We start from the raw sequence: 20,322 nt of genomic DNA, 5'->3' as shown, positions 1-20,322 counted from the left end.
GGGGCAGGCGATGACCGAAACCGGAAAAACAGTCACGCGCGTCGACCTCTGCGAAGCAGTCTACAAAAAAGTAGGACTGTCGCGCACCGAGTCGTCTGCGTTTGTCGAACTCGTTCTCAAGGAGATCACCGACTGCCTGGAGAAGGGCGAGACGGTGAAGTTGTCATCCTTTGGATCGTTCATGGTGCGCAAGAAAGGCCAGCGTATCGGCCGCAATCCCAAGACCGGCACCGAGGTGCCGATCTCTCCGCGTCGCGTGATGGTCTTCAAGCCGTCGGCTATTCTGAAGCAGCGGATCAACAGCAACGGCGCCGGCGCCAAAACCGACTAAACCGGCGTTCGGCGCACGATTGGCAGAGGAGCGAGCCTTTGAACAAGGCACCGGATGCTTTTCGGACGATTAGCGAGGTCGCCGACGATCTCGATATCCCCCAGCATGTCCTGCGGTTCTGGGAAACCCGGTTCTCGCAGATCAAGCCGATGAAGCGCAGTGGCGGCCGGCGCTACTATCGTCCGGACGATGTCGATCTGCTTCGCGGCATTCGCCATCTGTTGTACAGCGAGGGTTACACCATCCGCGGCGTGCAAAGGATTCTGAAAGAGCACGGCATCAAATCAGTGCAGAGCCTGACCGAGGGGTCGTCTGCCGCGGCTTTCGGCGCGATCGAGGACGATATCCGCAACACTCTCGGCGCAGTCGATGAGGAGGACGAGTCCGGCTACGAGACCGAGGACGCAGACGACGACGAGGATGTCGACGACAGTTCGTCTCGCGCGCGAGAGCCGGGTGTGCATAAGCCGCTACGGCACGATCTCGACGACGTGCTCTGGTCCGGTCCCGACAGTGGGGCGATTCCGGGCGTGGGCGCCACCGCGATCGAGCTTGCGAAACTAAAGGATGTGTTGGCTGAACTTGTTGCCTGCAGGCAACTATTGGACGACGCACTCAGCGAGGGTGAGCCGTAGCTTTTGTTGACGCATTTTCTTTATAAGACCCCGTATCACTTCGCTTGAAAACGCTATAATGGAAACGTGGCCGTAACGGCACGGAGCGTAGCGCAGCCCGGTTAGCGCACTAGTCTGGGAGACTAGGGGTCGGAGGTTCAAATCCTCTCGCTCCGACCACCATTTATAGCGTTTTCTTCACGCGAAGCGGCATCGTCCTCGGATTACACTTGAAGACAGGCTTTCGTTCGAACCGCTATATCGAGCATGATCTTAGCCGAATCCGGTTTTCACCCTTCAGAATCATGCTTTAAGCAGGACATTTTCGGGAAGGCCATGACATCGTCGTCAGCGGAGTTCGATATCATTGTCTACGGCGCAAGCGGGTTCACCGGCCGGCTCGTCGCGGAATACCTTGCTGCCAAATATGGCGGTGGCGATCTGAAGTGGGCCATCGCGGGACGCGACCTCGACAAGCTGGCGTCGGTACGCGAAGCCATCGGCGCCCCCCGCGATCTCCCGCTGATCGCCGCGGACGCCGAAAACCCCGCGTCACTCAGGACCATGGCTGGCCGGACGGCCTCGGTGCTGAGTACGGTCGGACCTTATCAGCTCTACGGTTCCGGTCTCGTCGCCGCCTGCGCGGCGAGCGGCACAGACTATCTTGACCTCTGCGGCGAGCCGATCTGGATGCGGCAGATGATCGACGCGCACGAGGCGGAGGCGCGCAGGAGCGGTGCGCGGATCGTGTTCTCCTGCGGGTACGATTCGCTGCCGTTCGAACTCGGCGTGTTCTTTCTTCAGCAGGCTGCAAAGCAGAGGTTCGGATCGAGCGTCGCCCGCGTCAAGGGCCGCGTACGTAAGATGAAGGGCACGTTTTCCGGCGGCACCGCCGCGAGCATGAAGGCGATCTTCGCCGCGGCTGCCAACGATCCAAGTCTGTTGCCGAAACTGCGCGATCCTTTCGTGCTGACGCCGGGGTTTGAGGGGCCGAAGCAGCCGCCGGGTAACAAGCCGTTGTTCGATGAGGATCTGGGGGTGTGGGTGGCGCCGTTCGTGATGGCCAACATCAACACCCGCAATGTGCATCGGTCGAATTTCCTGCTCGGGTTCCCGTACGGCAGGGATTTCGTCTATGACGAAATGGTGATCGCAGGGCCGAAGGAGACCGGCGAGGCGACCGCAAAAGCCATCATCGCCGCCAACAACAAACTCGGCGCGCAGGGTGGCCCCAAACCGGGCGAGGGACCATCGAAGGAAGAGCGCGAGAACGGCCATTTCGATCTTCTCTTCTTCGGCATCGGCTCCGACGGGCGGCAATTGAAGGCGGTCGTGACCGGTGATCGCGATCCCGGCTACGGATCGACTTCCAAGATGATCGCGGAATGCGCAATCTGTCTGCGAAGCGACGCAGCGGACGTCGCCGGTGGCTTCTGGACGCCGGGCGCTGCGATGAAGGAGGCCTTGATTAAACGGCTCGTCGACCACGCGGGGCTGACGTTCGCGATCGAGCCGTAACCTCACATCGCCCAGGCTCGGGAAGTTACGAGCCACAAATTCAGTGAGTGCAGAGCGTCAAACCGCAAACCAGCAAAGAGTCCTGCTCGCGAACATATAGAAGCAGTTTAAGTCAGCAAGCGAACACCCCAGCCTTTTCCGACCAACACCAAGATGACCGCGTCAGGGTTTCCGGTGGCGTCTGAATCAGGTTTTCAAACCAGCGCGTCCTCAACACCCGCCTGCGCGGCAAGGAAAGCAGGCTTCGTTTGCGCCGATTACCTCCAGTGTGACGTTACCTGACCAAGGATAACACCGCATTTTATGTAGTGGCTAGGCCGGACGGGAGCGAAGCGGCCGGCAAAACCCAAGACCCGTGTCGGAGATTTCCGATCGTACGGCCCCGGTGAGCCTTATTGCAGCGCCTGTCGAAGGGAAGGCTGCCGGTCACTGGCCATGTACTGGTGGGTTGCCGCGAACATGCCCCACATCATGCCGAGCATCAGCCAGAAATGGCGCCAATGATCGGTGTCGATCACGAAGCTCTCGCCGACAGTTCCCAGAAATGCCGTGAAGACGGCAAGATAAGTGCGTTGCCAGGGAACTCGCACGAAAATATATCGAAAGCCCAGGATGACGGTGATGAAGATCAGCACCGGATAGCAAATTCCGGAAATCCACCCGCCCGACATGAAAGCGTTCAGATACGAGTTGTGAGTGTCTTCCGGAAAGAACCGCGTGAACTGCAGCGGGCCGATTCCGAGCGGTAGGTCCAGCGCCATCTGGAAGCCCAGAATGTGCCGGCCGAAGCGGCCAAAACGACCCTCGTCGTAGCTCTGGTCGAAACTCGCACGTTGCTTGAACAGGCTTTCGACCGAATCGAGGGACAGCAGAATTGCCAGCAGCAGTGCAATCGCAGCGGCTGCGATCACCGCGGTCACAACCAGCCGCGACCGCTGTTTTCTTGATGGGCTGGTCAGGAACATCAGGACCAGCATCACAGCCGACGTGAGCACGAACTGGCCCCAGGCAGCGCGTGAAAAGGCCAACAGCAACGCAAGACTCATGATCCCGAGCGCAATCGCGCTGCGAGCAGCCTTTCCGAACCGATCCGAGACGACGCTTTGCAGCACGAACAATGCTGGCAAGATCAGGAACGCGGACAGCACGTTCGGATCCTTAAAGGTACCTCGCGCGCGACCATAAAGGGTCAGCACGTCATGTTCGCCTGGCACCAGATGAAAATAGCCCGCGACACCAGCTACCGACGCAATAACCGCGCCGACGATCAGGCCACGCCGCATCAGGTCAAGCCGCGCCTCTGTATCTTCCGAGAAAACCAGCGCGAAGAAAATGACCGTCACCGCCATGTACCACGATGTCATGATCCAATTCACGATCGGAGTCTTGTCCATCAGGTGTATGGCGCAGATCGTGTAGCCGATATTGATGAGAAAGAGCAGCATGAGCAGGGGAACGAAGGCGAGCCGCATTCGTAGGCCGGTTGCGAAGAACACGACCATTGCCGCCAGAGTCGCAAACTCGTAGGGGCTGGGTTCGATGTAAACGATCGCGCCGCCAGCTCCCACTGCCCACAACAGCGCGCGTTGGAGCGCGGCAACGCCAGGTGCTTGCGTCGATGACCGGAGCCAACTGTCAACTGCTGCAGGATACGCCATTACACTTTCGCAAACTCAACGTGCCAGGCCGGATCAATAAGCGTTTTCGGATTTCAACAGCGCCAGCGGCGTCTTGAACAGGATATAAAGATCGAGCAGCACCGACCAGTTCTCGATGTAATAGAGGTCAAACTCGACACGCTTCTGGATCTTTTCCTCGTTGTCGATCTCGCCGCGCCAGCCATTGATCTGCGCCCATCCCGTGATTCCCGGCTTCACGCGGTGACGCGCGAAATAGCCGTCAACGGCCTCATCGAACAGCCGCGTCTGTAATTTGCCCTGTACGGCATGGGGACGTGGTCCAACAAGGGAGAGGTTGCCCTTGAAGACGACGTTGAAGAGTTGCGGTAATTCGTCCAGGCTGGTTTTGCGGATGAATCGTCCGACCCGGGTGACGCGACTGTCGTTCTTGGTCACGACCTTCGTAGCCATGGGATCGGCCTGATCGTGAAACAACGAGCGGAATTTGAGGACTTCGATTCTCTCGTTGTTGAAGCCGAAGCGTTTCTGACGAAAGAGCACAGGGCCGGGACTATCCAGCTTGATCGCGAGCGCGACCAGCACCATCACTGGCGAGGTGAGTAGCAAAATGAAACCACCGATGAGCCTATCGAACAGCCATTTCATCACCATATCCCAGTCGGTGATCGGGGCTTCGAAGACGTCAAGCATCGGAATCGCGCCGAGAAAGGAATAGGCGCGGGGGCGAAAGCGCAGTTGGTTTGTATGCGCTGATAATCTGATATCAACCGGAAGCACCCACAGCTTCTTCAACATCGCGAGGATCCGCGTTTCCGCCGAGATCGGGAGCGCGAACAGCACGAGATCAAGCCGGGTACGCCGCGCGAATTCAAGCACGTCGTCGACCTTGCCGAGCTTGGGACTACCGGCACAGGTGTCGAGCGCGCGCGAGTCGTTACGGTCATCGAACACGCCCAGAATCTCGATGTCGGAGTCTTCCTGCGCTCGCAACGCGTTGATCAGATTTTCTCCGTTCATGTCCGCGCCGATGATAACGGTGCGGCGTTCCAGTCGGCCGTCGCGTGCCCAGCGGCGGATCATGGTGCGCAGCAGAAGCCGCCCGGCAATGAGGCCGGCGAGACCAGCAAGGAAAAATGCGACCAGCCAGAGCCGCGAGACGGAATCGCCGAGCTTGACGAAGAACGAGGCGCAAATGAACAACAGGAAAACGAACGCCCAAGATGAACTCATCCGCGTTATCTGCCGCAACTGGCTACGAAAAACCTGGATGTCGTAGATGTCCGCAGCCTGGAAACACACGACCGCGGTGGCGGACATGGCGAGGATTGATGCGATGAAGCTCCAGCTAAAACCGTCGATGCGAGCTACGTATCCGAGGTAAAGCGCGATGCCGATCAGGCTCAGCAGCAAGAAATCTGCGGCACGAACGATGCCGGTGATGATGACGGGTGAATAGGCCGGCCGTACCTTTTGATTGGTGACGGCAAGCGCCGCCGGTGACAGCCGTCGCCGACGCTCCACAGGTATTCCAAAGCCGCTGCTCGCTGCTGAATCGGTCCTCGAGCGAGCGTTGAAAAGGTCCATGTCCTCAAGTCCACATCACGCCGCACATGCAGCAAGCGTTTTCAGAGCGACTTAAGGACTAAATCGGGAAGATTTGGTTTCGCGCAACTCCCGGCATTTCAGAAATGGTTAACGTCTCGCAAACGTCTCACGGTAACCTGCCATAACGCCCTCGACCATCGCATTCTGTGAGAAATGCATGAGGATGTGCTCGCGCAACGATATTGCGCGCGCGGCGGCGGCCGCAGGGTCATTCAATGCGGCCTCTATGGCATCCGCCAAGGCAGTGACGACGCCGGGGGCGAATAGTGCGTCGGTGTACGAGTCGAAAATTTCCGGGATGCCGCCGACGTTCGCCGCGATCATGGGAATGCCTGCTGCCGCTGCTTCGATCACGACGTATGGCATGGAGTCGCCGCGCGACGGCACGATCAGCAATCGGCCTTTCGAGAATCCGTAGCGAGCCTTGACGTGTCCAATGAAGCGGACCGTTTCCCCAAGATTGAGGCGCTCGACCTGGGCTTTCAGCGCTCCTGTTTCCTCGCCGTCGCCTGCAAGCGTGAGCGTGAGGCGTCTACCGCTGTCCCGCAAACGCGCCACCGCGTCGATCAGTAGGTCCGCACCCTTGATATGTCTGAACTCGCCGACATAGACAATATCGGTCGCATCGTCGGCTAGCATAACGGGATCAAATTCGCCGGACGTTACGCCGTTGAAGACGCATTTCACCAGTCCGGCCGGGATGCCGACGATCCGCTGATAGGTATTCCGCGCGAATGCGCTCTCGAACAGAAACAGGTCGGTGCGGTTCATCAGCGCGCGTTCGAGGCGGCTGTAAAACATTCCCTTCATGGTCGTCGACGGGAAGTGCAGGGATCCGCCGTGCGGTGTGTAGACGCGGATTGTGCCTTTCGATGAGCCCTTAAGCCGCACGAAGGCGCCGGCCTTGGCGCCGTGTCCGTGGAGGACATTCGGCTTCAACTTCCGCACCAGCGCGGCGAACTGCGTCCACGCAAACAGGTCGCTAGGATGCGGGTTCCGGCGGATCGGAATACGGTGGATACCGAGTTTCATTCGCGGGGCGATCTCTGCGAAAGCTGCAGCTGCGCGCTCGCCGCCGGTGAGGCTGTCGGCGACGATGCCGACGAGATGTCCGCGATCGGCCTGTCCGTTTGCGACATCGAGAATATGCCGAATGATCCCGCCCACCGGCGCGCGAACGGCATGAAGAATGCGGAGCGGTCGATCAGGTGGCTCCGTCATGCCTCAGAACCAGCGTTCGTCGACGAGGACGGTGTCGCCGGGGCTGAGCGGCGTAGCGGGGGGGACGCTGATGCGGACGGTTCCGCGGGCATCGGTGTGGGTGACGATGACGAGGTCGCGTCTGGCGCGGGGGGAAAAGCCGCCGGCGATGGCGACGGCGCTTTCGACCGTCATATTCGGCACGAACGGATACTGGCCGGGAGCCGCCACCTCGCCAAGAATGAAGAACGGCCGGTAGGCCTCGACCTCGGCGGCGACGTAAGGCTGGCGGATGTAGCCGTTGCGCAGCCGCGCGGCGATGGCGGCGGACAGTTCAGCCGGCGTGCGGCCGCGCGCGGTGACGGCGCCGATCAGCGGCATGGTGATGCTGCCGCCGGCACCGACCAGATAGGTGTTGGTGAGGCCCTCCTGGCCGTAGACCACGATGCGCAGCCGGTCGCCGGCATCGAGCCGGTAGGCGGGATCGTGCACAACCGGCGGCGGCGACGCCATCCGCCCTCCATAGGCCAGCGCATCGAGAGCGTTGTGCGGACGGACCATCGCCGTCGGCTGCCGCATGCATCCCGACAACGCCAGCGCGGTCAGCAGGCACAGAGTGACGGCGCACACGTTTCGCATCGGGCATCCATGAAATATCCAAATCCACTAAAGGCTTTTGTGGTTAATAAATCGTAATCGAAGACGTCGCGACGCACCCGGTGGAACCCGCTTGGCAGGCGTGGTTAACTCGGCAGAAACTATAATCGACTGTAATCGTCCCGTTCGGCTGAGTGGTCCTATTCAAGGCTCCAACATTTGCCTCCGGTTCAGTGGGCGAGTGTCAGATTCACCCGAAAGCGCTCTAAGCGTCCAGCGGGAGTAAGCAATGCGGTTTGCGTTCTGGCGTGCTGTCAAGAACACGATGTCGGATCTGGAGACTAAATCCGGGGCGATATCTTCGTCAGGTCCGGCGGCGTCCGAAACCGTGCCGAATCCGGAGTCCGGTGACCTCGATCTGCGCTCGATCTGGCGGGTGCTGCTGCGCAAAAAGCGCTTGATCATCATCCCAACGCTTCTCGCCTTCGCGCTTTCGCTTCTTATCGTCAATCTGATCACACCCAGATACAAGTCCGAAGCCCGCATCCTGATCGATGGGCGCGAGAACGTTTTTTTACGCCCGACCGGGGAGCGTAACGAAGAGCGCAACGCGCTCGATCCGGAAGCCGTCGCCAGCCAGGTGCAACTGGTGCTGTCACGCGATCTTGCCCGCGAGGTCATCAAAAAGAACAAGCTCGCGGAGAATCCGGAATTCGATCCGGTGTTGCGCGGCGTGTCGCCGATCAAGTCGCTGCTTGCGCTGTTCGGAATTGGCCGCGACCCGCTTCGGATGACACCGGAAGAGCGCGTGCTGGAATCCTACTACGACCGACTGACCGCCTACGCCGTCGATAAATCCCGCGTGATCGTCATTGAATTCCAATCGCATGATCCGGAGCTCGCAGCCCGCATCGCGAATTCCATCGCGGACGGATATCTCGTCTTGCAACTGAACGCGCGTCAGGAGCAGGCGAAGGCTGCAGGTCAATGGTTGTCCGGAGAAATCGACAATTTGCGCAAGAAGGTCGCCGACGCCGAGTCGCGGGTGGAGGAATTCCGGTCTAAATCCAGCCTTTTCATCGGCACCAACAACACTTCGCTGTCGAACCAGCAACTGGGTGAAATCAATACCCAACTGAACAACGCGCGTGCGCTGAAGTCTGACGCGGAATCGAAATCGCGACTGATCCGCGGGATGCTTCAGACCGGCAAATCGATCGAAGCCTCGGAAGTTCTCAATTCGGAACTGATCCGCCGCCTTTCGGAACAGCGCGTGACGCTGCGCGCACAACTGGCGGAGCAGTCGTCGACCCTGCTCGACCGGCATCCGCGGATCAGGGAATTGAAGGCCCAGCTTGCGGATCTCGATCGTCAGTTGCGCGAGGAGGCGGACAAGATCTCGCGGTCGCTGGAAAACGACGCCCGCATTGCCAGCGGCCGGGTCGAGAGTCTCAACACTAGTCTCGATCAGTTGAAGAAGCTGGCGACGTCTTCCAACGGGGACGATGTCAAGCTGCGTGCGCTGGAGCGCGAAGCCAAGGCGCAGCGTGACCTGCTGGAATCGTATCTCGCAAAATACCGCGAAGCTACCACGCGAGAAAACATTGATACGGCACCGTCCGATGGCCGCGTTATTTCGCGGGCCATCGTCTCGAACACGCCGGCTTACCCGAAGAAGCTGCCAATCGTCTTGATCGCCACGCTGGCGACCCTGATGCTGGCCGCGGGCACTATCGCGACCGGCGAGCTGCTGCGCATCACTTCGCCGCGAAACCTGGCAGCAGTTAACTCCGGCCTAGCGTTGCCTGCTGCGCCGAGGATACGCGAGTTCCGCGTTGATCCCGCGCCGGCAGCGGACCTGGCAGAGATCGATCATCTCGCGAATGACCTGCGAGCGGCAGGCGAAGCGGCGCACAGAATCACGGTTATGGGTACCGGCGAGAACGAGAGCATCATGCTCGCGGCGCTCGCGCTCGCGCGCCTGTTGACCAATAGTGCCAAGGTAGTCCTGGTCGACCTTTCTCCGTCATCGTCGGCGTTGACGGCGACTTCGGTCGATCCGGCGGCGCCTGGGTTGGCTGACCTGATGCTGGGTGAGACGTCTTTCGGACAGGTGATCACCCGCGACCGGCTCTCGCCGCTCCATCTTGTCGGCGCCGGGCGTTCTGATGCCGATCGCTCGCTGCTGCAATCGCCGCGCCTTGCAATTGCGCTCGATGCTCTGTTGGGCGTCTACGATCACGTGCTGCTCGTCGCGGGCACTGCAACTGACCTCCCGGCGAAACTCCTGACGGAGCAGGCGCGCGCGATCGTCGTTCCCGACCCGTCGATGAACGCGGATGCGCGGATGCGGATGAGTAGCCAACTCAAGGCTATCGGCTTTACGACAGTGACGATGCTTGATCCGGCATCACTACGCTCGGACACTCAGCTCGGCCCTCGCGAGGCGGCTTGATCGGTCGCCGCGCGGGGGGGTGTCAGCGATGCATTATCCCGCGCAACATCTCGGCCGACCGCTTCAGCGCCGGCGTCTGCTTCACGAAGCGTTTGGCACGGGCCAGTGAAGACATGCCAATGGCAGCCATTCTGCCCCGTGTGGTGAGCGGCAGGTAGCTGTCGAAGATTGGCTCGTCGCTTTTGCAGAACAGGCGCTTGTAGTCGTCCGATCCGATTCCGAGGTCGAGCGAGGTGTAGCCGCGCCCAGCATAATGATCGATGATATCGCGCATCAGGATCAGGCCGGGACTGTAGCGGGCGCTTTCCGACATGGTGTAGGTGTTGAACATCATCGAGAAGCGGTGTCCGTCCGCGACGCCAGCGAAGATCGCGATCACCTCGGCATCGCATTCGAGGCCATGGACCTCGATGGCGCGCCCGCCATCCGTCAGCGGTGTCAGGCAAGCCGCGCGTAGGAAACTCTCGACGCCCGTCTCGGCGAACACGTTCGGAAGCTTCTGCGCGGCCATTCGCAGCGGCTTGATTGCGAAGAACGCATCACAAATCCGCTTAATCTCGGTGTCCGTCGACGCCATACAATAGCGATAGCCGGGCAGTGTTTCGAGCTTGCGTTCCTTGCCTTTGAGCCGACGTCGAAATGAGTTGCTGATGCGCGCCGACGGCGGCGCTCCCGGCGAAAATATCATCAACGGACAGCCGTTGGCAGAGGGCTGGCTCGGCAAGAGCGCCATTGGATTTTGCAGGTCGCGCCAGTGCCGCGGCTGCCGCGTGAATGCCAGCACGTCGATTCTGATTGGAAGCTCGCCGATTCCTCGAACCAGCGCGTCGAGATCCGCACGCGTGGCGGAGGCCGCGAAATCCTGCTGCCAGAGCGCCATGTTGAAAGTCGTGTGCTTGCCGCCCATGAACCGTGCGACACGAACGCCACTTTCCGTGCCCAATACGAGCGGGAGCAGCAGGAGTGGTTGTCGCTGAGCGTCGAAGGCGACGATAATGCTGGGTGGAAGTTGCTTGTCGGTTCCGACGTGTCGCTGCCAGGCAGACAGGAAGTCGAATCGCTGATAGGGCGTCGAAAACTGCGACACCTCGAGATTGCGCCAGATCGGCTCGGCTTCGCGTAGATCCTGGAGGATTTCGAGATGCGCGATACGCCGTTCGCCTGATCGTGGCTGTGACTTCGCGGTCGGACTTTCGATCAGAGCCGCCATGGTCATTGCTGAGCCTGTTATCAATTTTTTGTTAGCTTTTGGTCTGGGCGGACTTTCGCATAAAAGATGTCAACAAAGAGTAATGGCCATATGCGAGCGGCGAGAAGGGGTTCCCGTAGGCATTCGCGTCGAAGGCGATGGATCGAAGACCCGGACTGTGGGCTTGCGCTCGCCGCCGGGGAGGTGACCGTGAGACGCTTCACGCGTCGGGTTTCGCCATCCAACTCACGATAGGCATAGCCGGCAAGACCCAGCCGAGTCCGGCGACAACATAGAAGATCGCCTGGTAGAGACCGGATGCCGCGAGCCACGGCATTTGCGCAACCGCCATGCCCAGCAGCGACCAGACGACGACCAGCACGAGCAAAGCGATCGTGCCGAGGAATTTCCGGGTGCGTATCCGCATACCTTAAAGTGCAACTCGTGACCGGGACGAGGCTTGCGCCGGGGCTGCGGTGGACTATAAAGGGCACGAAAAATACCTTCAACTGTGGCTTTTTTGATGACCCGTCCGATCGCAAAAAAGGAATTCCATCTGCGCGCCGTGCGCGGGTGGCTTGTGTTCATAGCGCTGCTGATTGCCGCGATGGTGTTGGTCGGAGGCGCGACGCGGCTGACTGAATCCGGTCTCTCGATCGTCGAATGGAAGCCCGTGACCGGCACGCTGCCTCCACTCTCGCAAGAGGAATGGGCCCAGGCCTTCGAGGGCTACAAGCAGATACCGCAGTATAGCGAGATGAACGCGGGCATGACGCTCGATCAGTTCAAGACGATCTTCTGGTGGGAGTGGAGCCATCGTCTGCTGGGACGCTTTATAGGTATCGCGTTCCTGTTGCCGTTTCTCTGGTTCATGTGGCGCGGCGCGCTGCCGTCGGATCTTAAGCGGCGGCTCTGGATCATTTTCGGTCTTGGCGGACTTCAGGGCGCGGTCGGCTGGTGGATGGTCGCGTCCGGCCTCACCAAGCGCATCGAGGTTTCACAGTACCGTCTCGCGACCCATCTGGTGCTGGCTCTGCTGATTTTCGCGGCCATCGTCTGGACCGTGCGGCGATTGTCGGATCGTCCAACGTTGCTGTCGCCGATGCGGTTGCGCGTGACCAGCGGCATACTGCTGGTGCTCGTTTTTGTGCAGCTCTATTTCGGAGCGCTGGTTGCCGGATTGCGCGCCGGCAAGGTCTTCAACACCTGGCCCGACATCGACGGATCGTTCATTCCGTCCTCCGCGCGGCTGTTTTTCGAACAACCGTGGTGGCGCAATCTGTTCGACAATACGCTCACGGTGCAGTTCGAGCATCGCATGATGGCGTATACGCTGTTTGCGATTGCTGTTTTTCATCTGATTGATGCGCTCGTGTCGCGGGCAAGTTCCGCCGTCGTTCGCGGTGCGCTTTGGCTCGCCGCAGCAATGACGCTACAGGCGACGCTTGGTATCCTGACCCTCCTGCACGAGGTTCCGATCCCGCTCGCGCTGGTGCATCAGGGGGTTGCGATCCTCGTCCTCACGCTCGCGGTTGTTCAGGCGGAACGGTTGATGGCCGGTAACACGGCGCTGGAAGGGCAACGACTGCGCGTGGCGGCGGGATAAGACCGGTCCTGGTGGGCATTCCGCGCGACCTGGTTTTCTGTTTTGGTCCGTACGAGATCGCAAGTCGGCTGCTCGCGAGTTTGAGGCCGCATGACTCCGGGCTATGCTGAAGCGGCTACGATTGATTAAAATCGTCACCTTAACCTCAACCTGACACAAAGCCGAATATCTGGCGCTATGCGGATTCGCGAATTTGCATCATGATGTCGGAGTCATAGTCAGCATCGATAACGCGGAAACCGCAAAATTCTCTCCCGGTCGTTGGCGGGTCTGAATTGGGGTCAATCATGGCGAGATCTGGCAATCTGTCGGTCCTGCTCATCAGCACCTGGGCCTTCACCGTCTGCTTCGCTGTCTGGATGATGTTCGGCGTGATCGGCATCCCGATCCGCGCGCAGCTTGGGCTTGGTTCGACCGAGTTCGGTCTCCTCACGGCGACACCCGTCCTCACCGGTGCGATATTTCGTTTGCCATTGGGCATCTGGACCGACCGCTTCGGCGGACGGATCATCATGCTGCTGTTGCTGATTGCCTGCGCGATCCCGCTTTGGCTGTCCGCCTATGCGACCGCGCTTTGGCATTTTTTGCTGCTCGGATTGGCGCTCGGTCTCGTCGGCGCTTCATTTTCGGTCGGCACACCTTACGTCGCGCGCTTCTTTCCTAAAGAGAGCCGCGGTTTCGCGATGGGCTTCTTCGGTGCAGGAACAATCGGCGCGGCGCTCAACATGTTCGTCGCGCCGTGGCTGATCGATGCCTATGGGTGGCAGATGGTTCCCAAGGTCTATGCAGTCGCGCTGCTGGTCACGGCGCTTTTGTTCTGGGTGTTGTCCAAGCCTGATCCTGGCGTTGGCGGTCCAGTCGCATCGATGTGGCAGCAGTTGTCCGTGCTGCGCAATCCGCGGGTTTGGAAATACTGCCAGTACTACTCGATCGTCTTCGGCGGCTTCACCGCGCTGTCGATCTGGATGCCGCAATATTTCAAGACGGAGTATGGCTTCACCATCGCGCAGGCCTCGCTTCTCGCCGCCTGCTTCTCGCTCCCCGGCGGCGCCTTCCGCGCCCTCGGCGGTTGGTTGTCGGACCGTTTCGGCGCTCATAATGTGACGTGGTGGGTGCTGTGGGTTGCCTGGGTCTGCCTGTTCCTGCTGTCCTATCCCAAGACCGACCTGATCGTGCACACGATCCGCGATCCCCTGAGTTTCAGCATCGCTCTGCCGTCGTGGTTCTTCACGATGCTTCTCTTCACGCTCGGCATCGCCTTTGCCTGCGGCATGGCTTCGACGTTCAAATATATCGGCGACGACTTTCCCGACAGCATGGGCGCGGTGTCCGGCATTGTCGGCATGGCGGGCGGCCTCGGCGGTTTCCTGCTGCCGATCACGTTCGGTGCGATCCTGGACTGGCTCGGCATCAATTCGAGCTGCTTCATGCTGCTCTACGGCATCATCTGGGTGTCGCTGACCCTCAATTATCTGACCGAAGTCCGGCAGGCGCCGGTCATGGGAGAAAAGTCACGATCTGCGGCAACGGACTTATCGCGTTAAAGCCTGATCCCAAAGAACAGAGTTTGATACAACGCAGTTGAATCGGAGCTCAGGTTGGGCAGCAGACGACCATATGCACTTCTTCACGCCATGGCCTGATCGAGGTCGGCCATCAGATCTTCTTTGTCCTCGATGCCGATTGACAGGCGAACGACATCGGGTCCGGCACCGGCTTTGGTCTTAGCCGCATCGTCGAGTTGGCTGTGCGTGGTCGATGACGGATGGATAACAAGCGATCGGGTATCGCCGATATTGGCAAGGTGCGAGAACAGCTTGAGTTTCGATACCAGATTGACGCCGGCGTCGTATCCGCCTTTCAGGCTGAACGTGAAGACCGCGCCCGCTCCCTTGGGCGAATACTTGCGGGCAAGGGTATTGTACTTGTCGCCGGGCAATCCAGCGTAGTTGACGGCCGCGACCGCAGGGTGGACGGCCAGCCATTCAGCGATCGCCTGCGTATTCTCGCAATGTTTCTGCATCCGTAACGGCAGCGTTTCGATACCCGTCAGGATCATGAATGCATTAAACGGCGAAAGCGCCGAGCCGAGATCGCGCAGGCCAAGCGCACGGCAAGCAATCGCGAATGCGAAATTTCCGAATGTCTCCTGTATCCGGATTCCATGATACTCCGGACGCGGTTCGCTCAGCATTGGAAACCTGTTGTCCTTCGACCAGTCGAATGTACCTGCATCGACGATGATGCCGCCAAGCGAGTTGCCATGGCCGCCGAGGAATTTTGTGAGCGAATGAACCACGATATCGGCGCCGTGTTCGATCGGCCGGATCAGGTATGGGCTCGCCATCGTATTGTCGACGATCAGGGGGACACCGGCCTTGCGTGCCACGGTGGCGACGGCTTCGATATCGGTGATTGAGCCCCGCGGATTGGCGATGGATTCGATGAAGATCGCCCGTGTTCGCGGCGTGACCGCTTGTTCAAAAGTCTCGACGTCGTCCGGATCGGCCCACGCCACGTTCCAGCCAAAGCTCTTGAATGCATGCGTGAACTGATTGATCGTCCCGCCATAGAGCTTGCGCGCCGCGATGACCTCATCACCGGGCTTCATGAGTTGCTGAAGCGTGATGACCTGCGCGGCGTGTCCCGAGGCTACCGCGAGCGCTGCAGTGCCGCCTTCGAGCGCGGCGACTCGCTCTTCCAGCACTGCGTTGGTCGGATTGCCGATGCGGGTATAGATGTTGCCGAATGCCTGCAATCCGAACAGCGAGGCCGCGTGCTCGGCATCGTTGAACACGAACGAGGTGGTCTGATAGATCGGCGTCGCGCGTGCGCCGGTGGTCGGATCAGGCTGAGCGCCGGCATGGACAGCAAGCGTTGCAAAGCCTGGGATGCGATCGGTCATCTCGTGTCCTGTGTACTCGGTCGAATGTGACACGGTGGATGCTGATGGGATCGCGGGTCGCCGTCAAGGCGCTGCCTCAAGCGTCGGCTTTTTCCGCGCGTCGCGACGGTGGCCGCGATGCTTTAAACCAAAATCACGTGCTCACGCCGAGCCGCTCCTTGTTGAAAGTCCCGCGGATATGCTGTCGTCGGAGGCATCGTGACTCATCTGGTGGTCCAGAACAGATCATGAGGTTTTGCGTTAGCTCCAACTCGGCAAGCTAGTGGTCGGGAAGGGAACGCTATTCTGGCACGTCGCCCGATCCAACCACATGCGACATCTACCTATTCTCTTCCGAACACTTGGAAATTTCACAGGTAATATAGAACCGTTTTCATAAGTATATGATTATTATATAGAAATACCTTATTAGGGGCGTTGACTAGAGATGGTCGCTTCTCTAGAATCCCAATGGTTCGGTGCGTGGGCGCCGAGGTTTCTTTTCACGGATCTCTCACATGAAAACGTTCTCGGCTAAGCCCGCCGAAGTGACGAAGAAATGGGTGCTGATCGACGCCAGCGGACTGGTGGTCGGACGGCTCGCCACACTCGTTGCGATGCGGCTGCGTGGTAAGCATCTGCCGATCTATACGCCGCATGTCGATTGCGGCGACAATGTCATCATCATCAATGCCGCCAAGGTGGTTCTCACCGGCCGCAAGCGTGACAACAAGGTCTATTACAATCACACCGGATATATTGGCGGCATCAAGCAGCGCACTGCGAAGTCGATCCTCGAGGGTCGCTTCCCGGAGCGCGTCATCGAGAAGGCCATTGAACGTATGATCCCGCGTGGACCGCTGGGACGCGTGCAGCTTGGCAATCTCCGTGTCTACGCCGGCGCGGAGCATCCGCATGAGGCCCAGCAGCCGGAAGTCGTCGATATCGGCGCAATGAACCGCAAGAACAAGAGGGCCGCATAATTATGTCCGATACCATGCAGTCTCTCGATCAGTTGTCGTCGCTGAAGTCGGCCGAGTCGGAAGCGCCGAAGCACACCAAGAAAGTCGATAAGTACGGCCGTGCTTACGCCACCGGCAAGCGCAAGGACGCGGTTGCCCGCGTCTGGATCAAGCCGGGCGCCGGAAAAATTCTCGTCAACGCCCGAGAGGTCGACATTTACTTCGCGCGTCCTGTGCTGCGAATGATGATTCAGCAGCCGCTTGTTGCCGCCGCGCGCGCCGGTCAATATGACGTGGTCTGCACCGTCGCCGGCGGCGGCCTGTCTGGTCAAGCGGGAGCTGTCCGTCACGGTTTGTCCAAGGCATTGACAAACTTCGAGCCCGAATTGCGTAGCGTACTCAAGAAGGGTGGCTTCCTGACCCGCGATTCCCGCGTGGTTGAGCGCAAGAAGTACGGCAAGGCGAAAGCCCGCCGCTCATTCCAGTTCTCGAAACGCTAAAGGCGCAATTGGATCGTTCATGGCATTCGCTGCTGCTTGGTGGCAGCGAATGCCGGTTCTCGGAATCCAACGCGATGATCCCTTCCGGGGCCGGAGAGGGTATATCGGGCTCCTCAAGAAGCCTGTTATGCTTGCGGGATGAAGCTGGCTTCGTCGCCGTCTGGGAAGAGAATCGGCGTGGTTCCACGTCTGCTGGTTCTCGCGCGATGCGCATTCGCCATCACGCTGCTGGTGCCAAGTGCCCTAGCGCAGGTCGGCGCGGAGACAGCGGCTGATCCCGGACCTGCCGTCAAGGCCGACAAGACAAATCAAGACAAAACCGACAAGACCGATAAGGCAGATCAAGACACGCGCGAATCGATCTGTCTGATGGTCGAGTCGGCGGCGAAGGCCGAGAGCTTGCCGCTGGAATTTTTCGCGCGCGTGATCTGGCAAGAAAGCCGGTTTCAGCCCGACGCGGTGGGACCGTTGACGCGCAGCGGTCAGCACGCCCAGGGCATTGCGCAGTTTATGCCGGGGACGGCAAATGAGCGACGGCTGCTCGATCCGTTCGATCCGGTACAGGCTCTGCCGAAATCAGCCGAATACCTGAACGAGTTGCGCGGGCAGTTCGGCAATCTGGGATTGGCGGCCGCAGCCTATAATGCCGGACCGCGCCGGGTGCAGGACTGGCTTGACGGCAAGGGGGGCATGCCGGCGGAGACGCGCAACTACGTTGTCGCGATCACGGGATCGCCGGTTGAGGACTGGGCTGCCGCCGGTAGGAGCGGCACGCTACCAGCGCAGCCATCGACGACGAGTTGCCGTGAGTTGATGGCGTTGTTGACGCGCGCGCCCAATCCTTTCGTTTCGGAGCTTGAACAGCATGTGAAGCTCGGTGCCGACAAGTTATGGGGCGTACAACTCGCAGCCGGCTTCAGCCGCGTCCGCGCCATGGCCATGTACGCACGAGCCATCCGGCGGCTTGGCGCCGTGATCGGCGACCGCGATCCGAGTCTTTTGGGTTCGATATGGCGCAGCCGCGGTACCCGGACATTCTATCAGGTGCGGATCGGGGCCGATACCCGCCCGGAAGCCGATGGTCTATGCAAACAGATTCGGCGTGCTGGCGGCGCCTGCCTCGTGCTGCGAAACCCGCACGTGAAAGGTTAAACCCGGCATCCACGGCGGTGCGCGACGCCGTTCGGCACGCGCCCCCTGCGTCATCAGGGCGAGATTGGTTATACTTGGCGGTGAATAACGATCGGGATCGTGATATCAGGGATGCGAGGAGCTAACGGCGATGGTGCGAGAAAGCGAAGTCAGGGCAGGAGAGGTCGTCGTCGAGCTACCGCCGCCGACGGACGCCGGCCTGGTGTTCATTGGCCGTATTCGTACGCCGTGGACATCCCGTCTGAAGACCCCGCGTCAAGGGCGTGAAGACGGCCCGGTTTGCCGTCTCGAGATTTTTGATCCCTGGAAGCCTGCATTGCAGGGGCTCGAGAAGTACGAGAGCATCGAGGTGATTTACTGGCTGCACCTGTCGCGCCGCGACATCGTGCTACAGACCCCAAAAAGCAGTGGCGCAACCCACGGTACGTTTTCGTTACGATCCCCGGTGCGTCCCAATCCGCTGGGAACGTCGCTGGTCAAGCTGGTCGGTATCGAGGGATCAACCGTGCTGGTGCGCGGACTGGATTGTCTCGACGAAACGCCGCTGATCGACATCAAGCCGAACCGCTGCCAATTCACGCCGATTGCTCCGCCGCAGGATGGCGATTTCGAAACCGGCTGACGGTTCAGTTCTCCCGCACGCCGGGATCAGAGCTTGTCATGACTTCCCGATGCCTGTGCTCAGGAGGTCATGAGATGCCATCGTCGCCGGTCTTGCGAAATGGGCCGGCCTCCGTAAGTTCGCTGGCCGCTGCGGCGACATACTGACGTTCGCGATTGAGGTAGTCACCCACCGCGCGGCGCAGCCCCGGATCGGCAATATAGTGCGCCGAGTAGGTGGTCTGCGGAAGATAACCGCGCGCGATCTTATGCTCGCCTTGAGCGCCAGCCTCTACGGTTTTCAAGCGACGATGGATGGCAAAATCGATCGCCTGATAATAACAGACCTCGAAATGCAGAAAAGGATGATGCTCGATGGCGCCCCAGTGTCGTCCAAACAGCGTGTCCGAGCCGATGAAGTTGATGGCGCCCGCGATCCAGCGGCCGTTACGCCGGGCCATGATCAGAGCGATATCCCGGCCCATGTTTTCCCCGATCAGGGAGTAGAACGGCCGGGTCAAATAGGGCCGGCCCCACTTGCGCGATCCCGTTTCCATATAGAATTGAAAGAAAGCGTCCCAGATTTCCTCTGTGAGATCGCTGCCGGTGAGGACGTGGATGGTGATGCCGTTGGCCAGCGCATCGCGACGTTCACGGCGGATCGCCTTGCGGTGTCGCGAGTTGAGGCTGGCGAGGAAATCCTCGAAACTGGAATAGCCGTTATTCTGCCAATGAAACTGCTGGTCGGTACGCTGGAGGAATCCGTTCTCTGCGAGGAACGTCCATTCTTCCTTGCGGGCAAAAGTGACGTGGACCGACGACGTGCGGGTCGCGTCACACAAGCCGACGAGGCCACCGGCCAGCGCGGCGCAGACGGCCGCTTGGTCGCTGCCGGGGCAGATCAGAAGCCGCGGACCGGTAGCCGGCGTAAACGGAACCGAAGCCAGAAGCTTGGGATAATAGCGCCCCCCGGCGCTTTCGTAGGCATTTGCCCAGCCGTGATCGAAGACATATTCACCCTGCGAGTGTGACTTCAAATAGCAGGGAACGAGACCTACGATTGCTCCATTTTGGCGCGCAATCAAATGGCGCGGCCCCCAACCGGTTCGGGAGCAAGCCGAGTTGGATTCTTCAAGAGCTAAGAAAAAGGCATGCGAAACAAATGGATTGTATGTTTCTTTTGAACTTGAAAATGAATTTTGAGGTGGCGCTGAGATCGCACCGCCGGGCGCTCCGCTAGGAGCGACCGCCGGATTGGCGCAAGCATCCCAGTCGCCAGCCGGAATTTCGCTGACGGATCCAACGGCTGCGAGCGATATTTCGGATGACGACATCAGGGGTTGAACTGGTCCTATAGTGTTTCCGAGCGAAGAAGCAGACGCCGGATTATCGCGAAAAAATTTGTCAAATCAAACCTATGGAGACACCTTTGATTCCATCACACGACATCAGAGGTTGGACGCGATGTA

At 59.8% G+C, this 20,322-nt stretch carries 18 protein-coding genes and 1 tRNA gene; 11 read left to right on the top strand and 8 right to left on the bottom strand.

The genetic code is table 11. The annotated features are described in order from the left end of the window. Positions 1-10 precede the first annotated feature (10 nt). The 4 genes from AC1RT6_RS05005 (at position 11) to AC1RT6_RS04990 (ending at position 2,463) form a co-directional block, all read left to right on the top strand. Complete coding sequence (locus tag AC1RT6_RS05005) at positions 11-331, top strand: integration host factor subunit alpha (protein WP_079446363.1); 321 nt, start codon at positions 11-13, stop codon at positions 329-331. A gap of 38 nt (positions 332-369) precedes the next feature. Further along, positions 370-966 (top strand): MerR family transcriptional regulator, encoded by a 597-nt coding sequence (locus tag AC1RT6_RS05000; protein WP_079446364.1) that lies wholly within the window; start codon positions 370-372, stop codon positions 964-966. A gap of 81 nt (positions 967-1,047) precedes the next feature. Then, positions 1,048-1,125: transfer RNA gene (locus tag AC1RT6_RS04995), tRNA-Pro, on the top strand. 156 nt (positions 1,126-1,281) lie between these two features. Beyond that, entirely contained in the window at positions 1,282-2,463 is a 1,182-nt protein-coding gene (locus tag AC1RT6_RS04990) for a saccharopine dehydrogenase family protein (RefSeq protein WP_079446418.1), read from the top strand. A 392-nt stretch (positions 2,464-2,855) separates the two neighbouring features. Here the strand turns inward: AC1RT6_RS04990 and AC1RT6_RS04985 are convergent, their stop codons facing one another. From AC1RT6_RS04985 to AC1RT6_RS04970, 4 genes are all read right to left on the bottom strand, one after another. Next, positions 2,856-4,121 (bottom strand): O-antigen ligase family protein, encoded by a 1,266-nt coding sequence (locus tag AC1RT6_RS04985; protein ID WP_079446365.1) that lies wholly within the window; start codon positions 4,119-4,121, stop codon positions 2,856-2,858. 33 nt (positions 4,122-4,154) lie between these two features. Next, the gene (locus AC1RT6_RS04980; protein WP_079446366.1) at positions 4,155-5,687 is read right to left on the bottom strand and encodes an undecaprenyl-phosphate glucose phosphotransferase; all 1,533 of its coding nucleotides are present in this window, start codon (positions 5,685-5,687) and stop codon (positions 4,155-4,157) included. A 108-nt stretch (positions 5,688-5,795) separates the two neighbouring features. After that, positions 5,796-6,929 carry a glycosyltransferase gene (locus tag AC1RT6_RS04975; protein ID WP_493029191.1) on the bottom strand — a complete coding sequence of 378 codons (1,134 nt, stop codon included), beginning with the start codon at positions 6,927-6,929 and terminating at the stop codon, positions 5,796-5,798. A gap of 3 nt (positions 6,930-6,932) precedes the next feature. Then, positions 6,933-7,547: a polysaccharide biosynthesis/export family protein gene (locus AC1RT6_RS04970; RefSeq protein WP_079446368.1), complete on the bottom strand. Its 615-nt coding sequence runs from the start codon at positions 7,545-7,547 to the stop codon at positions 6,933-6,935. Positions 7,548-7,794: 247 nt separating this feature from the next. Between AC1RT6_RS04970 and AC1RT6_RS04965 the strand changes: the two genes are divergently transcribed. Beyond that, complete coding sequence (locus AC1RT6_RS04965; RefSeq protein ID WP_079446369.1) at positions 7,795-9,960, top strand: GumC family protein; 2,166 nt, start codon at positions 7,795-7,797, stop codon at positions 9,958-9,960. Positions 9,961-9,982: 22 nt separating this feature from the next. Here the strand turns inward: AC1RT6_RS04965 and AC1RT6_RS04960 are convergent, their stop codons facing one another. Both AC1RT6_RS04960 and AC1RT6_RS04955 read right to left on the bottom strand, forming a co-directional pair. Next, positions 9,983-11,176: a GNAT family N-acetyltransferase gene (locus tag AC1RT6_RS04960; RefSeq protein ID WP_309774021.1), complete on the bottom strand. Its 1,194-nt coding sequence runs from the start codon at positions 11,174-11,176 to the stop codon at positions 9,983-9,985. Positions 11,177-11,369: 193 nt separating this feature from the next. Beyond that, positions 11,370-11,576 carry a DUF2842 domain-containing protein gene (locus tag AC1RT6_RS04955; protein ID WP_079446371.1) on the bottom strand — a complete coding sequence of 69 codons (207 nt, stop codon included), beginning with the start codon at positions 11,574-11,576 and terminating at the stop codon, positions 11,370-11,372. A 96-nt stretch (positions 11,577-11,672) separates the two neighbouring features. On the opposite strand from AC1RT6_RS04955, the gene AC1RT6_RS04950 reads away from it, so the two are divergent. Together AC1RT6_RS04950 and AC1RT6_RS04945 are read left to right on the top strand one after the other, a co-directional pair. Next, positions 11,673-12,755 carry a COX15/CtaA family protein gene (locus AC1RT6_RS04950; RefSeq protein ID WP_079446372.1) on the top strand — a complete coding sequence of 361 codons (1,083 nt, stop codon included), beginning with the start codon at positions 11,673-11,675 and terminating at the stop codon, positions 12,753-12,755. A 287-nt stretch (positions 12,756-13,042) separates the two neighbouring features. Next, on the top strand, positions 13,043-14,299 hold the full coding sequence (locus tag AC1RT6_RS04945; RefSeq protein ID WP_079446373.1) for an MFS transporter: 1,257 nt from the start codon (positions 13,043-13,045) through the stop codon (positions 14,297-14,299). 83 nt (positions 14,300-14,382) lie between these two features. Here AC1RT6_RS04945 and AC1RT6_RS04940 read toward each other — a convergent pair whose 3' ends face one another. Continuing rightward, the gene (locus AC1RT6_RS04940; RefSeq protein WP_493029188.1) at positions 14,383-15,660 is read right to left on the bottom strand and encodes an O-acetylhomoserine aminocarboxypropyltransferase; all 1,278 of its coding nucleotides are present in this window, start codon (positions 15,658-15,660) and stop codon (positions 14,383-14,385) included. 497 nt (positions 15,661-16,157) lie between these two features. On the opposite strand from AC1RT6_RS04940, the gene rplM reads away from it, so the two are divergent. The 4 genes from rplM (at position 16,158) to tsaA (ending at position 18,875) form a co-directional block, all read left to right on the top strand. Continuing rightward, complete coding sequence (rplM, locus tag AC1RT6_RS04935; protein WP_079446375.1) at positions 16,158-16,622, top strand: 50S ribosomal protein L13; 465 nt, start codon at positions 16,158-16,160, stop codon at positions 16,620-16,622. 2 nt (positions 16,623-16,624) lie between these two features. Beyond that, positions 16,625-17,101 (top strand): 30S ribosomal protein S9, encoded by a 477-nt coding sequence (gene rpsI / locus AC1RT6_RS04930; RefSeq protein WP_079446376.1) that lies wholly within the window; start codon positions 16,625-16,627, stop codon positions 17,099-17,101. A 138-nt stretch (positions 17,102-17,239) separates the two neighbouring features. After that, positions 17,240-18,253 (top strand): lytic transglycosylase domain-containing protein, encoded by a 1,014-nt coding sequence (locus tag AC1RT6_RS04925; RefSeq protein WP_079446377.1) that lies wholly within the window; start codon positions 17,240-17,242, stop codon positions 18,251-18,253. 130 nt (positions 18,254-18,383) lie between these two features. Next, positions 18,384-18,875 carry a tRNA (N6-threonylcarbamoyladenosine(37)-N6)-methyltransferase TrmO gene (tsaA, locus tag AC1RT6_RS04920; protein ID WP_079446378.1) on the top strand — a complete coding sequence of 164 codons (492 nt, stop codon included), beginning with the start codon at positions 18,384-18,386 and terminating at the stop codon, positions 18,873-18,875. A 67-nt stretch (positions 18,876-18,942) separates the two neighbouring features. Here the strand turns inward: tsaA and AC1RT6_RS04915 are convergent, their stop codons facing one another. Then, positions 18,943-20,187 (bottom strand): GNAT family N-acetyltransferase, encoded by a 1,245-nt coding sequence (locus AC1RT6_RS04915; RefSeq protein WP_173815942.1) that lies wholly within the window; start codon positions 20,185-20,187, stop codon positions 18,943-18,945. Positions 20,188-20,322: the final 135 nt, after the last annotated feature.

Source organism: Nitrobacter sp. MLSD-S21 (assembly GCF_058809865.1).
This window is presented reverse-complemented; position numbering and strand designations above follow the sequence as displayed.